Source organism: Arthrobacter sp. NPDC056493, assembly GCF_042795115.1.
Classification (GTDB): Bacteria; Actinomycetota; Actinomycetes; order Actinomycetales; family Micrococcaceae; genus Arthrobacter.
Map to the genome: position 1 here is coordinate 1 of NZ_JBHTSL010000008.1, position 14,979 is coordinate 14,979.

At 66.7% G+C, this 14,979-nt stretch carries 15 protein-coding genes; 5 read left to right on the plus strand and 10 right to left on the minus strand.

Features of this window, described 5'->3' with window-relative positions:
- The coding region (locus ACFQ50_RS05220; RefSeq protein WP_377994448.1) for a helix-turn-helix domain-containing protein at positions 1–578 on the minus strand (578 nt) is incomplete at its 3' end.
- 221 nt (positions 579–799) lie between these two features.
- Positions 800–1,708, minus strand: coding sequence for an oxygenase MpaB family protein (locus tag ACFQ50_RS05225; RefSeq protein WP_377994449.1), 909 nt, complete (start codon positions 1,706–1,708; stop codon positions 800–802).
- A 160-nt stretch (positions 1,709–1,868) separates the two neighbouring features.
- Between ACFQ50_RS05225 and ACFQ50_RS05230 the strand changes: the two genes are divergently transcribed.
- On the plus strand, positions 1,869–3,389 hold the full coding sequence (locus ACFQ50_RS05230) for a M23 family metallopeptidase (protein ID WP_377994450.1): 1,521 nt from the start codon (positions 1,869–1,871) through the stop codon (positions 3,387–3,389).
- A gap of 671 nt (positions 3,390–4,060) precedes the next feature.
- The gene (locus ACFQ50_RS05235; RefSeq protein ID WP_377994451.1) at positions 4,061–4,972 is read left to right on the plus strand and encodes a phosphodiesterase; all 912 of its coding nucleotides are present in this window, start codon (positions 4,061–4,063) and stop codon (positions 4,970–4,972) included.
- A gap of 75 nt (positions 4,973–5,047) precedes the next feature.
- On the opposite strand, the gene ACFQ50_RS05240 is transcribed toward ACFQ50_RS05235, so the two are convergent.
- Both ACFQ50_RS05240 and ACFQ50_RS05245 read right to left on the minus strand, forming a co-directional pair.
- A complete protein-coding gene (locus tag ACFQ50_RS05240) occupies positions 5,048–6,685 on the minus strand; it encodes a stealth family protein (RefSeq protein ID WP_377994452.1) in 1,638 nt (545 codons plus the stop codon).
- A 90-nt stretch (positions 6,686–6,775) separates the two neighbouring features.
- Complete coding sequence (locus ACFQ50_RS05245) at positions 6,776–7,705, minus strand: hypothetical protein (RefSeq protein ID WP_377994453.1); 930 nt, start codon at positions 7,703–7,705, stop codon at positions 6,776–6,778.
- A 148-nt stretch (positions 7,706–7,853) separates the two neighbouring features.
- On the opposite strand from ACFQ50_RS05245, the gene ACFQ50_RS05250 reads away from it, so the two are divergent.
- Positions 7,854–8,153 (plus strand): type II toxin-antitoxin system VapB family antitoxin, encoded by a 300-nt coding sequence (locus ACFQ50_RS05250; RefSeq protein WP_043417724.1) that lies wholly within the window; start codon positions 7,854–7,856, stop codon positions 8,151–8,153.
- Positions 8,146–8,820, plus strand: coding sequence for a LytR C-terminal domain-containing protein (locus ACFQ50_RS05255; protein WP_377994454.1), 675 nt, complete (start codon positions 8,146–8,148; stop codon positions 8,818–8,820). The genes ACFQ50_RS05250 and ACFQ50_RS05255 overlap by 8 nt, the downstream gene beginning before the upstream one ends.
- A gap of 34 nt (positions 8,821–8,854) precedes the next feature.
- On the opposite strand, the gene ACFQ50_RS05260 is transcribed toward ACFQ50_RS05255, so the two are convergent.
- On the minus strand, positions 8,855–9,505 hold the full coding sequence (locus tag ACFQ50_RS05260; RefSeq protein ID WP_377994455.1) for a TetR/AcrR family transcriptional regulator: 651 nt from the start codon (positions 9,503–9,505) through the stop codon (positions 8,855–8,857).
- A 123-nt stretch (positions 9,506–9,628) separates the two neighbouring features.
- A complete protein-coding gene (locus ACFQ50_RS05265; protein WP_377994575.1) occupies positions 9,629–10,357 on the minus strand; it encodes a DsbA family protein in 729 nt (242 codons plus the stop codon).
- A 177-nt stretch (positions 10,358–10,534) separates the two neighbouring features.
- Between ACFQ50_RS05265 and ACFQ50_RS05270 the strand changes: the two genes are divergently transcribed.
- Positions 10,535–11,605 carry a glycosyltransferase family 4 protein gene (locus ACFQ50_RS05270; protein ID WP_377994456.1) on the plus strand — a complete coding sequence of 357 codons (1,071 nt, stop codon included), beginning with the start codon at positions 10,535–10,537 and terminating at the stop codon, positions 11,603–11,605.
- On the opposite strand, the gene ACFQ50_RS05275 is transcribed toward ACFQ50_RS05270, so the two are convergent.
- From ACFQ50_RS05275 to ACFQ50_RS05290, 4 genes are read right to left on the minus strand one after another with little or no spacing between them, the layout of a single operon-like run.
- The gene (locus tag ACFQ50_RS05275) at positions 11,602–12,084 is read right to left on the minus strand and encodes a heme-degrading domain-containing protein (protein WP_377994457.1); all 483 of its coding nucleotides are present in this window, start codon (positions 12,082–12,084) and stop codon (positions 11,602–11,604) included. The two genes, ACFQ50_RS05270 and ACFQ50_RS05275, sit on opposite strands and share 4 nt — an antisense overlap.
- Positions 12,077–13,111, minus strand: coding sequence for a Gfo/Idh/MocA family protein (locus tag ACFQ50_RS05280; protein ID WP_377994458.1), 1,035 nt, complete (start codon positions 13,109–13,111; stop codon positions 12,077–12,079). Before ACFQ50_RS05280 ends, ACFQ50_RS05275 begins: the two co-directional genes overlap by 8 nt.
- Before the next feature lie 4 nt (positions 13,112–13,115).
- Complete coding sequence (locus ACFQ50_RS05285; RefSeq protein ID WP_377994459.1) at positions 13,116–14,000, minus strand: TolB family protein; 885 nt, start codon at positions 13,998–14,000, stop codon at positions 13,116–13,118.
- Positions 14,001–14,002: 2 nt separating this feature from the next.
- On the minus strand, positions 14,003–14,839 hold the full coding sequence (locus ACFQ50_RS05290) for a DUF1080 domain-containing protein (protein ID WP_377994460.1): 837 nt from the start codon (positions 14,837–14,839) through the stop codon (positions 14,003–14,005).
- Positions 14,840–14,979: the final 140 nt, after the last annotated feature.

Consider the following 14,979-nt stretch of genomic DNA (forward strand, 5'->3'; position numbering starts at 1 on the left):
CCGTGCTCTTGTGCGGTGTCCATGAAAGCATCGACCACGACCGTTCCGGTGACTTTGGGATGGGCGGCGAGGTGGAGCAGGTAACGGGAATGGTCATCGATGAAGTCCAGGATCTCCACGTCGGTGCCGTCGGCCAGGGTCCAGTAGGTGAAGTCGGACTGCCACATCTCATTGGGCTGGGCCGCGGTGAAGCGGCGCAGCGAGGAACGTGGCCGCTTGTGCGGTTCCGGGACCACGGTGCCTGCCGAGCGCAGGATACGGTGGATCGTAGACCTCGCCGGCGGGGTGAAGCCTTCACGTTCGAGGTGCGCGGCGATGGTCTCGGCGCCGGCGTCAAGCCCTTTTTTGGTCAGGTCGGTGCGCAGGGAAAGGATGCGGGCGTGCACGGCCCCGTCGGTGGCCTGCGGGTTGGTACGGGGTCTGCGGGAGCGGGGCTCGAGGCCCGCGTCGCCCTCGGCCGCGTACCTGGCCAGGAGTTCGTGAACCCATTGCCGGCCGACACCGTAGCGACGGGCAGCCTCTGACTTGGACATTCCGCCCTCAAGTACGGCCAGGACGATGACCTTGTTCTTCGACATGGACCATCGTCGACGGCCGGGGTGTCGCCGATGTCGGCGGGACACGCCGAAAAGCGTCGCCGATGTCCCGGGACACGTGTCGTGTATCAGCTGTCGTGCATGTCCCGGGACATGTGTCGCCTATGTCCTGAGATCACACACCCCATTCTCCGCCATCGGAAAACCCGGTCCTGACTTCGTCAGGGCCGGGTTTTTTGTTTCTCGCCGTCCTGCGGGAGGGGTTACGTCACGCCCAGCCTCTGAAGCCGCTCGTGGGCGGCCAGCCGGCTCGGGCTGGCCGGGCCCAGTGCAAGACGGACGACGGCGAGGGTGACCCGGGCGGCCAGCCTCACCGGCAGCGGCAGGGGACCGAGCCGGACAGTGTGCAGTCCGAGCAGCTGGCGGTAGTCCGGCTCCAGGCTCAGGACGGCGGCCTCGAACAGGATCCGGTAGCCTGGCTTCAACAATGGATGCAGGGGCGGATTCCGGATGAACGCAACCGTTTCCGCGACCCGTTCATCGCCGCGGAGAATCCCTGCGGCAAGCCATTCCCCGAGCTCCCGGTTAAGGGCGGCTTTGCTTTCCGGCGGGAACTCCACGCCCATCAGCCTGCCCGCCTCCGCCCATTCGCGCACGTAGGCATCCGGGCCGCCCGGGATGGGGCCGCCCCAGAGTTCGTGCGAGCGGAGAAACGAGTCCGTGAAGGTTATATGCACCCAGCGGAGCAGTTGTGGATCGTTGGCGGAGTACGCCCTGGCCGTGCCGCCGCCGTCGACGTAGTTCCCGGATACGGACTCGTGCAGCCGGACCACCCTTGTGGTGGCCGCCTGGGCTTCCGCCGTGGACCCGTAGGTGAGGGCGTGGATCCAGGCAGTGGTCCGGGCCAGCCGGCCCAGCGTGTCCGCACGGAAATTTGAATGGTCGTGCACCCCGGCGAGGACGCCCGGGTGGAGAGTCTGCATCAGCAGGGACCGGATACCGCCGATGATGGTAGCCACGCCGCCATGGACCGCCCAGACCGCAGAGCCGGGGAGGAAGTACCCGGCGTCGTCGCCCTGGGCAAACCTCCGCGCCCAGTCCGGCAGCGCATCCGGGCTGCCGGTCAGGGTGCGTTTCAGTTCCGCCTGCCATTCCGTCAGGAAAGTCCGCATAACTCATTCTCCCGCGCCGGAAGCTGCCCGGCTAAGCCTATGAGCCCGGACGGCTTGGCCCCCCAGTTTTAGGGGTTTCGCCGTGCTTTGGGCTGTGGCCACAATGGAGGACACGCTCGTCGAGATAGGAGTTTGGCGGGTACTTATCCAGGAGAATTTTGTGGCAAATCATGGGGGACCCAAGCACGCACCGGGGGTGACCGGCCCAGGCCGGATCGCCTTGCGGAGCCTTTCCGCGGCGGTGGTTGTCGGCTTCTCCGTCTTTGCTTTCGGATTCCAGGGTCCTGCCGCCCCGATCCAGCAGCCCGTGGGTACTGCCGTCCCAATTGCCGCTCCCTCGGGAGTAGTCGGGCCGGCGCTCCTGGATCCCGACACGACCGCACCCGGGTATCCGATCAGCGGGTCCGGCATCGCCGCACCGGCGAAGGGTCCCACCGGACGCACCGTGGCCGACACGACCGTCAAGGCAGGCCAGGCAGCCAAAGCCAAATCTCCCGGTGTGGCCTCCACCGCGCTGAAGCGGCCCGGGCCCGGCTTCCTGATGGCACCCCTGGAAGTGCTCACTCCCAGTTCCCCGTTCGGCCAGCGGCGCAGCCCGATCACCGGCGAACCGGGAGAGTTTCACTGGGGCCAGGACTTCGCTGCAGCCTGCGGCACCCGCGTCTACGCCGCCGACTCCGGCGTGGTCCGGGCCGCCGGCTGGCACCCCTGGGGCGGCGGCAACCGGGTGGAAATCGACCACGGCAACGGCTTGATCACCACGTACAACCACCTGCAGGGCATCGCCGTCGAAAAAGGCGACCATGTGCGGGTTGGCGAGATCATCGCGGAGGTGGGCACCACCGGATCCTCCACCGGTTGCCATCTGCACTTCGAGGTGATCAAGAACGGCCAGCACGAGGACCCGATGAAGTGGACCCTGCTGCCCATCCGGCAAACCGACCAACTGACACCCGCCGTATTCACCAGCTTCGAAGGCGGCGCTGCAACCACCTACGGGTGGGCCATCCCCAACATCCCCGGCAACAGCGGGCCGGGCAACACAGACGACGGCCTGACGCCGGTCACCGCAGCCGCAGTCGCCAAACATCGCCCTGGCCAGGCGACAGCGGCGCGGCCCACCCGGGTATCCAGTGCGTCGTCGTCCGGTTCGTCGACCTCCCGCCCGACGGCAGCCCCGACCGTCACGGTGACTCCCAAGCCGAAGCCGACGCCTCCCGCAACGACCAAGCCCAAGCCCACCCCGACACCAACCCCGACGCCGACTCCCACACCCACCCCAACACCGACTCCTACTCCCACACCGACGCCAACTCCCACCACGCCGCCGGCGGACCCGGCTCCGGTTGACCCGGTTCCTGCGGACCCGACTCCCACCGAGCCGGCGGTCCCGGCCGATCCCGCGCCGCCCGCGCCCACCGATCCGGCAGCACCCTCTGCGCCAATCACGAGTTCCCAACCTGCCCCGACGGAAGTTGCCCCCACCGAGTCCGCCCCGGCACCCGTGCCGGATCCGGTCCCCACGACGGCGGCCCCTGTCACCACGGCACCGGCTGTCCCGGCACCGGCGCCAGTTCCCACGTCGGAACCGGCAACCGCGACTTCGCCAAGCGCCGCGCCAACTGAGGCCGCGGCAGCGGCCAAGGCCGCAGCAGGAGCCGTTCCGACGGCGGCGCCGTAAACAGTGGCGGGCAGCCGCCGTCGGGCTGTTCGCTTACCGGGTAAAGCCAACAGGTGAGGAGGTCCAGGGAATGCAACGGAGGCCAGAACCGTTGTCACTAGTGACAGCCATGTATCCGGCGAGAGAGCACGATGTGACTTCCCTCCAGACGATTCCGCCGACACCCGGCGGAACCCGCCCGGGTTTCGATTGCCCTGCGGGGGATGACGTGGCGGCGGCGGATGCATCCGCCGACTGCGGATGTACGGGCTGTTCCCGATCTGCTGGACGGGTGGCCTGCCCAGCGCGGCCGCACGCCGTCGTCGTCCTTTCAAGCGGCCCCAGGCGCGGTAGGCCGGGCACGTTCCGGAAGAGCATTCCGCCCGGAACAGCCAGGGGAAGCTCCCCATTCTTCACTGCGGCGAAACTGCCGGGCGCATAGCCCCCTCTCCGTCAGATACCGGCGGAATGCGGCAAATCAAACCATGCGCGGCAATTCAATAAAGCGGTCATCGGTGATGACCGTGCAAGGAAACGAAAGCGAGGAAGGTAGCCCGAAGGCGGCGGCGGTGTTGTAATTTTTCAACATGCCAACTCCCGTTTCCCCCTAGTTCGCTTTTTATCTGGTTGGATGGAAGGTACTGAGAGGGACACAGGAGGCGCCCCGCTTCCTAACTACCACGAAGGCAGCAATGGAGCTCATCGAGGCCGAGCACCCCCGGCCACGCCATTTTCTACTCCACCTGAGTGACACCCATCTGTTGGGAGGTCCGGACCCTCTATACGGCGCAGTTGACAGCGAAGCCCGCCTGATCCAGCTCTTCGACGAGGTTCAGGCCTCCGGCGCGCGCCCGGAAGCCGTGATTTTCACCGGCGACCTGGCGGACAAGGGCGACCCCGAGGCCTACGCCAAGCTCCGCGCGGTCGTGGAGCCCGCGTGCCGCGATCTCGGCGCCCAGGTCATCTGGGCCATGGGCAATCACGACAACCGCGCCAACTTCCGGGCGGGCCTGTTCGGCCAGCACGGCAACGACGACCCCGTCGACCACAGCTACTACGTCAACGGGCTGCGGGTCATCACCATGGACACGTCCGTGCCCGGCTACCACCACGGCGAACTCAGCGACAACCAGTTGGACTGGCTCGCCGGGCAGCTGGAGACCCCCGCGCCGGACGGCACCATCCTGGCCCTGCACCATCCGCCGGTTCCGTCGGTCCTGGACCTCTCCGTGCTCGTGGAGCTCCGCGACCAGGCGTCCCTGGCAGCCGTGGTCCGGAACTCGGATGTGCGCAGCATCCTGGCCGGCCATCTGCACTACTCCACGACGGCGAGCTTCGCCGGCATCCCCGTCTCCGTGGCCTCCGCGACGTGCTACACCCAGGACCTGAATGTTCCTGTGGGCGGCACCCGCGGCCGCGACGGCGGGCAGGCCTTCAATTTGGTGCACGTCTATGAGCACACGGTGGTGCATTCGGTGGTGCCGCTGGGCGCCACTCCGACCGTGGGCGAGTACGTCAGCCCCGAGGAGACGGAACGCCGCCTGGCGGCAGCCGGAATCCGTATCCCGGAAGGGGGCAAACGCCCGATGCTCACGCGCAAGTAGCGTCGTCAGCTACAGGAAACCCCGCCGGATCTGGACTGGTCAGCTCCGGGCGGGGTTTTTCTGCATGGAGAGGGCTTACTTTTCCCAGGGCGCCTTGATGGGGTAGTACTTTTCCAGGAACTCGGTGACCAATTCCGCCCGCTCGTCGGCCGGAACCTCCGGAAAACTGCCGTCATTGAGGCAGAAGAAGTCCATGTTGCGCTTGTTCAGCAGCTTAGGCAGGTACTTCACTCCCGACCGGAGCGTGGTGTCCACGTACCGCACCTTGGCTGCCGTCTGGGTCACGGCTCGGCCGGTCAGCAGCGCGTAGTAGTGGTAGAAGGAATTCGTGACGGAGATGTTGTCCGCGGCCCGGAACGTGCTGGCGGCCGTGTTCGCGAAATCCGCCGGGAACTCCTGCTCCATCTGGGCCACGAGGCTCCGCCGCAGCGGCGCCGCCGTGTGCTCAAGGTGGCGGGTGGTGATGCGGCCGAAGCGGTTCCAGAGCAGCTTCCGGTTGACCCGGGCCGCGTTCTCGAAGCCGCTGCGTTCGGCGTCGTTGTCGCCGAGGCCGATGCGCGTCTCCGCCTCGATGAACTTGGTGATCCCGCCCGGGGTGAAGAACATGTCCGGGCCCACCGGCCGCCCGAAGAACATGTCGTCGTTGGAGTAGAGGAAGTGCTCGGAGAGGCCCTCGATGTGGTGCAGCTGGCACTCCACGGCCTGCGAGTTGTGCGTGGGCAGCACCGAGGGGTCAGCGAAGAAGTCCTCGCTCCGGACAATGGTCACGGACGGGTGGTCGTTCAGCCATTCCGGCGCGGGGGAGTCCGTGGCGATGAAGATGCGGCGGACCCACGGCGCGAACATGTACACCGACCGGAGCGCATACTTGAGCTCGTTGATCTGCCGGTAGCGCGCCTCGTGGTCGTCGCCCGAGCCAAGGACAGCCCCTTCCTGCCGGGCCCGGCGGGCAGCGATGTATTCCGGGGAGGTGCCGTCCACCCAGGAGAAGACCATGTCGATGTCGAAGCTGATATCGCTCGCGTGGTCAGCGAACATGTTCTCGATAGTGGGCCAGGTGTGGCCATAGCGCTCAACCGTTCCGCGGACGGCCTCGTGCGCCATCATGGTGCGGCGGGTGAGCGAGTTTTCGATGGGCAGGATCACCTCGTCGCCCAGGAAGCTCCACAGCTCCACCTGGACGCCGGCGGATGCTCCGAATTCAAAGCCGCCCTCGGGCTCAACCCGCGGGCGGTACAGCCGGAAGATGCGTGCCTGCCGGTTGACGGAGAGTTCGCCGTCGGCCACCAGGACGGACGTCTTCTTCTTCGCATCCACGGTCATGGAGTAGAACGGCTCGTTCCGGCAGGCGTCAACGAGGGCGGACCGCAGCTTCTTTCGGTCCTTCCAGTCGAGGGCGACTACCGGACGGTCGTTGTTGCCCCGGACCAGCAGGTAGTCCAGGCCGGCCCCGTCGAGCACGTTCCGCAGGAAGAGCAGGTCCTCCACCATGGCCTGGTAGGGCGTGCGGGTGTCGTTGATCAGCGCATACCGGCCTGACCGGCGAACGACGTCGGGGCGGTGCTTGAGGCGCGCCACAGCCGCCGGCGACGTTTCTTCCGCGAGTGCGGGCGCGTCCTCGGACGCCTGGGCGCCGTAGTAGATGTCGTCCTGAACCGTCACGTCCGTAATGGTGTTTCTCCCAAGCCTCGAGGGGTGAAGTCTTACTTGCATGATAGTCCTGCCGGTAAAACATGCCGGGCAGGCGGCCGGGCGGTGGCCCGCCCTCCGGGCTGTTCCCGCCCTTATCCCGCGGCAGCGGGCTTAGCCAAGCAGAGCCTGCCGCCAGCTGGACAGGAACGCCGCCCCGGCGTCGTCGTGAATGACAGTCTCCGGCAGGCCCAGGTCGACGGCGGTGAGAACGTCGTACGGTTTGGCCGGGACGCCGTCCGCGGGGCGGACGTCGACGTGCTTCACGGCGTGGTCGTTGTGGTGCAGCCAGTCGGCCATGGCGTAGTCCGTGCGGGAATCGCCGACCGTCCGCCAGGCTTGCGGCGTGATGCCCTGGGCGGCCAGCTGCTCCACGGCGCGGCTCGCGCCAAGGTCCTTGCCCAGCCGGACCGACTCAATGTCCGTGGAAATAATGGTGGGGTCCACGCGGTAGTCGATTTCGTCGTCGGAGTTCGGTGCGTGGTGCTCCAGCCGCACGACGCCGAAACCGTGACGCTCCATGAGTTCCAAGGCCTCCGCATCAAACAGCTTCTGCTCGGCGAGGTACTCACTGCTCGGCACCTCGATGTGCTGTTCCACCGACACCATGGCGCGTTTGGTTTCATCGAAGAACATGTGGGAGGCGTAGTCCTCGGCCACCATGCGCCGGATATCGTCGCCGTAGGCCGCCGGCACGGCAAGCTCGTGGTCCACGTGGATGGGGCCGGGGCCGGCCGCCGTGTAGCTGAACCACACGGCGCCCTTTTCGCAGATGGCGTGGATCAGCGTTCCGCCGGGCATTCCGGCCGCGATCATGGGCTCCATGACCTGCTCCCGGATGAACGCGTCCGAGCGCCCGGTGTTGAAGATGACCGGTACCCCGGCGCTCGCGAGAGCCACCAGATCGGCAATGATTTCCGGTTTCACATCCCTGCTCACCGGGCTGGCGACCGGCCCGTCGACGTCCAGGAGAAGAGCCAGTGCGGGTGCCGACGGAGTGTGGGCGCCGAACCCGGTGGCGGGGTTCGCTGAAGGTGCAGTCATGGCTCCATTCTGTCAGCCGGCACCGGCCATTCCGCCCAGACTGCGGGCGGCGGCCAGCATGTGACACATAGTTACTGTTTGGCTACAACCTCCCGCGGCGCGCTGATTCCACATTCCCTTGGACCGGCCAGTTGCTTACGCTTGCAGGGTGATATTCAAAGCTGTGGGCGAGGGACGCCCTTACCCCGACCATGGTTTCAGTACCCCCAAAGACTGGGCGGCGCTTCCGCCCCGTCCCGTGCGGCTGGATGAACTTGTGACCACCAAGCGGACCCTGGACCTTGAAGCGCTCCTTGCCGAGGACTCCACTTTCTTTGGCGACCTGTTTCCGCACGTGGTGCAGTACCAGGGCACCCTCTACCTGGAGGACGGCCTGCACCGGGCGGTAAGGACGGCACTCCACCAGCGCACCGCGATACACGCAAGGGTGCTGGTGATCGATGGCTAGAAGACCCAAAGACCTGACCGTTCTCCACGGTCACCGCGTGATTACCGGCCCCGAGCTCAGGGCCACGTTCGTCGAAGATGACGAGAACGCGGAAAACCCGGGCCGGCTCCGCCGCCGGATCCTGCACGGTGTGGTGCTCGTGCTGCTGCTGGGCCTCATTGTCGCGGGCATCATGGGGGCGATGGGCGTGATGAGCGGTCAGATCAAATTTCCGTCCGCCATCCAGGCCCAGCAGAACTCCTCCGTCTGCCCCGGCACAACCTTCGACTACACGCCGCCCGCCAAGGTTAAGGTGAACGTCTTCAACGCCACAAGCCGCAATGGCCTGGCCAAGGCGGCGGCCAATGAATTCAAGGCCCGGAAGTTTGCTGTTGCCAACGTGGCCAACACGCAGACCGGTTACCGCGGTGTGGCGGCCATCGTCTCGGGTGCTGCCGGACAGTCGGCGGCCTTCACCGTCCAACGGAATCTGCCCGGCTCCGACTACTTCCAGGACGGGCGCAAGGACGCCAGCGTGGACGTAATCCTGACCAGCGACTACCGCGGCCTGGTCAAGCCGCAGCTGGTTGACCAGACGCCGGGTCAGCTCAGCTGCCCGCGGGAAAGCCGGCGCGTCGCCGACGAGTCGCAGTGGCCGGTCATGCCCACCCAGGGCGCCAAGCGCTGAACCCCAGCCGGGTGATCCTTAGCCGGCCTAATTCTTAGCCGGCCGCAGCGGCCGGCGGCTGCAGGCGGAGGGGGCTGCCGCCGTCGTCGAACCTTGCCCCGGCGCCCAACTGGATGAAGCGGACGGTCCGGGAGACCCTTTCCTCCAGGTCTTCGGAGGCGTCGGCGCCCCGGGCGGCGCTGGAGGAGAGCGTGCCGTGGATCAGCTGCGCCTGCTGCAGGGGATCGGCCACCGGGAAATAGCCCTGGTCCATGCCGTCGCGAAGAATGTCCTGCAGCATCTCGCTCAGCCCGTCCACGTGGTCCGCGAGCTTGGCAAACGACGCCGGCGAGAGGACGGCGCCCATGGCCGGACCCGGGGGCAGATGGCGTCGGCTGAGATCCTCCACCTGGGCCCGCACGTACAGGGCCAGCCGGTCCACCGGGTTGTCCAGCCGGGACAGCGATTCGCGCAGCCCGGTCATGAACCGTTCCGTCTCCACGAGGGCGTACGCGATGAGCAGCTCTTCGATGTCGGCGTAGTAGTTGTAGACAGCCGTGCGGCCGATCCCCGCGTGCCGGGCGACATCCGTCATGGTGAGCCCGGGCAGCCCGTGGGAGAAGAGGAGCTCACCAAAGGCGTTCAGGATGCGGCGCTGGGTCTCGGCGCGTTGCGCAGCGTTGCTGGGGGCCGATATCCGTGGCATAGGGACACTTTACCGCGATCTGTCACCAAACCCTTCCGAGTTTTTGTCCAGATAATGGGCCCTAAATGCCTTCCAGGGGACGATATCTGGACAAAAACTCGGCTGTGCAGACGGGGTAGCTGTTCAGACGGGGCAGCCGTCCGGGCCGCACGCCCCGGCGTTTTCTGCCGCTGTTTTCCGGGCGCCGTTGTTTTCCGACCCCACCATCACGAGCGGGTGCGACTCCTGCCACGCCTGCTCGAGGGCCATGGTGAAGCTCGCCGCGGGCTGGGCCCCGGACAGCCCGTACTTGCGGTCGATCACGAAGAACGGAACGCCGCTGATGCCCAGCGCGCGGGCTTCGGCGAAGTCGTTGCGGACGTCGTCGGCGTACTTGTCGGAGCTGAACAGCTCGGCGACGTCGCCGGCGTCGAGCCCCAGATCCGAACCAACCGACGTGAGGTACTCGGGGCTGCCGATGTCCTTGCCGTGCTCGAAATGGTCGCTGAGCAGCCGCTCCTTAGCCGCATCCTGCTTGCCGTGGGCGGCAGCCAGGTGGATCAGCCGGTGGGCCGTGAAGCTGTTGGCAACCACGACGGCGTCAAACCGGTAGTTGAGGCCCTCAGCTTTGGCCTGGGCTGCTACCTGCTCGAACATCTGCGTCACCTGGCTGGCGGCCACGCCCTTGCGCTTGCTGAGGTAGTCCAGTTCGGTGCCGTCGTAGTGCTCGGGCACGCCTGGGTCCAGCTGGTAGCTGCGCCACTGCACCTCCACCTGGTCGCGGTGCGGGAACTCGGCAAGGGCGGTCTCGAACCGGCGCTTGCCGATGTAGCACCACGGGCAAGCGACGTCTGACCAGATCTCGATCTTCATGCCTGCGACAACCCGCATATCCCGCCGTGCATTCCTGCCGGGACAGTTGCCTTGGTCACGCCGGCTGACTGTTGTTGGGGAGCCCGGCTTCACGCGAGCCCTTGTCTGGCGGTGTGCCCGGCCATATTGTTTGGACTAACTCCCGGCGGTCAGGCCGTACCTTCGTGGGAGGCAAAAGTGCGCATTGGACTCATATCGGCACCGTGGATCCCGGTTCCGCCGCCCGGTTACGGCGGCACCGAACGGGTGGTGGACAGCCTCGCGCGCGGGTTCGCAGCAGCAGGGCATGACGTCCTGCTGGCAGCCCCGTCCGACAGTACCTGTCCCGTTCCCCTGGCCCCGCGGATGCGGCCCTCGGAACCGGCTGACATGGGGTTCGCACTGTCGGAGCTGAGCCACATCATCAGGGCCTACGACGGCATGGCCGGCGTCGACATCATCCATGACCACACCATGAGCGGGCCGCTGTATGCCCACCGTCCGGCCCGGGTCCCGGTGGTCACCACTATCCACATCCGCCTGGCCCCGCAGGCCGTGGACTTGTACAGCGCCATCGGGAAGACCACGGGCATCATTGCCATCTCCCATGACCAGGTCAGCCGTTCGCCGGAAGTCCCGGTGACGAAGGTGATCCACCATGGCATGGATGTGGCGTCAGTTCCGGTGGGGCAGGGGAACGGTGGCTACCTGTGCTTCGTCGGACGGCTGTCCCCGGACAAGGGCATCCTTGAGGCCATCCAGATCGCCCGTGCCGCAGTAATCCCGCTGCGAATCAGCGCACGGATCCAGGGACCCGAGGAGCAGGGCTATTTCGACGACGTCGTCAGTCCGGCGCTGGGGCCCGACGTGGAGTTCACCGGGCCGCTGTCCGACGCCGAAAAATATGAACTGGTGGGCGGCGCGCTCGCGTTCCTGAATCCGATCCAGTGGCCGGAACCGTTCGGCCTCGTGATGATTGAGGCGCTTGCCACCGGAACGCCCGTTGTGGGGACCCCTTTCGGTGCTGCCCCGGAAATCGTGGAGCATGGTGTCACGGGCTACCTGGGCAGCGTCGACCAGCTTGCCGGGTTCGCCGCCCAGGCCGCACGCCTCAGCCGGGAAGCCTGCCGCGCGTCGGCGGAGCAGCGCTTCAGCTCGGCCCGCATGGTGGCCGACCATCTGGCGCTCTACAGACAGATCCTCGGCGGACAGGCCCTCGGCGGGCAGGCCCTCGGCGGACAGGCTGCGGGGCGCGGCCCGGGGGCTTAGCCGGCGGCTGTCTGGAGGTACGCCCTGATGCTGTCGACCACCAGTTGATGGTCGTCGTCGGACGAAAGCCCGGACACCGTGACCGCGGCGACGACGCCCGCCCCGCGGACGCGGACCGGGAACGATCCGCCGGCCAGCGTGTAGTCCTCCGGGGCGAGCCAGCCGCCCTGCGTGGGGTCGAAGTCCTTGGACGCGAACTCCTCGCCGAGCAGGGCGGTGCTGTGTTCGAAGCGCAGGGTGCTGGCCGACTTGCGGCGGATCCACTCCTCCTGGTCCGCGGTGGCCCCGGGCAGGACGCAGCGGAAGAGAACCACGTTGTGCCGCCGGATATCGATGGCAACGGCATGCCCCGCGGCGATCGCCCGGTTGGCGATGAGCGAGCCCAGGCTCCACGCATCGTGGTGGTCGAATCCGGGAAAGACGAGTTCCTCTTCGTGTTGCTGCAGCTCAGTGATCCGGAACTGGACGGTTTCAGTCATTGGGGGTCCCTTCCGGGGCGGCGTCGGCGTCGTACTTGAGGCCGATCTGGCGGCGGATCTCGTCCATGGCGGCCATGACGGCCACGCTCTCGGCCGGTGGGAGAACGGTGCCCGCGGTGTGACCGGCCCGGATGAGGCGCTCCATCTCGGCCGCCTGGTACTGCATCCCCCTGCCGGTCACCGGCTGGTCGAAGCGCTCCAGGACGTTACCGGCATTGTCGAACCGGGTGAAGGGCGTCTGATTGTACCAGGTGGGTTCGATGTCGATCCAGCCTTCAGTCCCGATAATGGCTGCCCGGTTGTTTGATGCGGTGTCCAGGGCGCAGTCCACAAGAGCCTGTTGTCCGTCCGGGTAATCGAAGATTGCTGCCGTCTGCCGGTCTACGCCGGTGGCCGTCGTCGCGGCGCTGGCCCGGATGCTGGCCGGTGCGCCCAGGACGTCGAGGACAAACGACACGGGGTAGACGCCGAGGTCCAGCAGGGCACCGCCGCCCAGGGCAGGATCGTTGAGCCGGTGCGCGGGATCCTTGGGAAGGTTCTGGTTGTGGCTGGCCGTGACCTTCCGGATCTGCCCGAGTGAGCCCTCGGCGATGATCTCACGGAGGCGGACCATGTGAGGGAGGAAGCGGCTCCACATCGCCTCCAGCACCACCAGCCCCTTGGCTTCGGCCAGCGCCACGATGTCCTGCGCTTCCCGGGCATTGATGGTGAAGGGCTTCTCCACCAGCACGTGTTTACCGGCGTTCAAAGCCAGCAGTGCGTGGGCGTGGTGGAAAGTGTGCGGCGTGGCAATGTAGACAACGTCAACGTCGGGGTCCGCGGCCAGCGCTTCGTAGCTCCCGTGGGCAGTGGGAATCCCGAACTGTTCGGAGAATGACTTGCTGGATTCCAGCGTGCGGGAACCCACAGCCTGGACTGTGAAGCCGTGATCGGCCAGGTCCTGTGTTTGCAGCCCGGCGATAAACCCGGTGCCGAGGATTCCCCAGCGGATTTTCCCGTCGGAAGTGCCGGTGTGTTGTGTGGTCACGTTGTTAGTCCTTTAAGGTGTCGGTGAGCGGGTAGGCGACGTACGCGAACCTGCGTGAATCGGGCGCCCAGCTGTTGACGTTCAGCGTTCCCTGCCCGCCGAAGAGGGGCCAGGTCTGCAGCGGCGCGGCCCAGTCATCGGTAGAGACAAGCACGACGTCGACCGGAAGGTCCGCGGGGTGGCCTTGCGTACCGCCGGGGAAACGGATGTAGCTGGCCAGCCGGCCGTCGGGGGACAGATGCGGGAACCAGTCGACTGTTTCGCTCGCGAGGAGCTGCTCGAAACCGCTTCCGTCAACCCGCACGCGGGCTAGCTGGGCGTGGCCGGGGAGGGAGCTGAAGGACTCCGTGTTCAGGTAGAGCCACTTTCCGTCGGTCGAGTATTCCGGTCCGTCGCAATGGCCGGGGCCGACATCGACGCCGGCGGTAGCGCCGCCGTCGGACGGTATGGTCCTGAGGCGGCCCGGCTGCGTAAAGTCGCCGGCCTCGATGCCGACGTATGCCAGCTGGGATCCATCCGGGCTGACGCCGTGCAGGAAGTGGAACGAGCCGTCGTCGTCGGTGATCCGGGTCGCCGGGCCTCCACTCAAAGCTGCCCGGTAGATGTGGCCGTCGTTCGCCGAGAGGAAGATGCCGGTGCCGTCGGGCGCCAGGACATGGTCGTTGTTGAGGTCGGGGATCCCGGCGAGCGGAACCTGGCTGATGGTCCGGCCGGGCAACTCAAACCGCCACAGCTTCCCGTCCCCGTTGAGGATGAGGGCCGAGCCGTCAAGGGTCCAGTTGGGCGCTTCGAGGAGGAGTTCGTCGGTGCTGTAGACAAGTTCGGATTCGCCTGTGACGGACGCTATCCAGACCTCGCAGCGCTGGCCGGGCTGAAGGGTACGCAGCATGCTCAGAGCTCCTTGATCCGGATGTTCCGCCAGCGGCACTGCGCGCCCTTTCCCCACCGGGCTTCGCCGAACATGGCGTCGTTGTCGTGCACCTCGAGGGCGATGTGCCCGCGGCTGCCGAGCACTCCCAAGATTGCCCCGGGATCATAGTCGGGGGAGTCGAGCGTGGCGGTGTTCAGCTCTGCGACTTTGAGGCCGTTGACCCAGGTGGTGATCACCGGCATCGGCCCGACGCAGCGGATCCGCAGCTCGTTCCAGTCGTCCCAGCGCCACACGTTCAGGAAATCCCCGACGGCGGCGGCATGGCTCAGGCGGGCCCGCTTTTCTTCCGTAACCGGTTCCACCGAGGTGGCCGGGTCATCGGCGACAAGCCCAACCGGCCGCCCGTCGTCGTCGTATTTTGCGTCGATGGCGAACGGAACAGCCGAGAAGCTTGCCAGGCCGTTGCCGAAGAAGCCGCCGATCCCGCCGGACGGGCGGTGGTCCACGAGCACCTGGAACCCCTCCCAGCTGTCCCGCTGGCGCCGGATCATCACGCCGGTGTCGGCCGGCCAGTCGGGGCGCATTTCGAGCACGAGTTCGAAGTCGCCGAACGACTGGTCGCTGACGAGGTAGCCGCCGTAGCCGCTGCCGGGGGTGTCCTGCTCGCCGACCAGCAGGCCGTCCTCCACGAACCAGCGTGCCGGGTGCTTCTCGGGTTCCACCGGGCGGGCGAGGCCCAGCCGGTCGAAGTGCTCCAGCACTGATGGACCGCCCGGATAGACGGTGCCGTAGATCCGGGGTGCCGGATGCCAGCCGGCCAGGCTCTCGCCGTCGAACAGCGGGACGAACTCGTGCATGGGTGCAATTCCTTTGGCGGTCCGTGGAGTTTTTTTTCAGGTTTAGGGCCCCAAAAGGGCAGTTTGTGGCGGTATATTGGAAAAAAAAACACGGGGGAGGGGGTTTTTTTTTGGGGGGGAGTGGGGGTGGGATCAGGTGT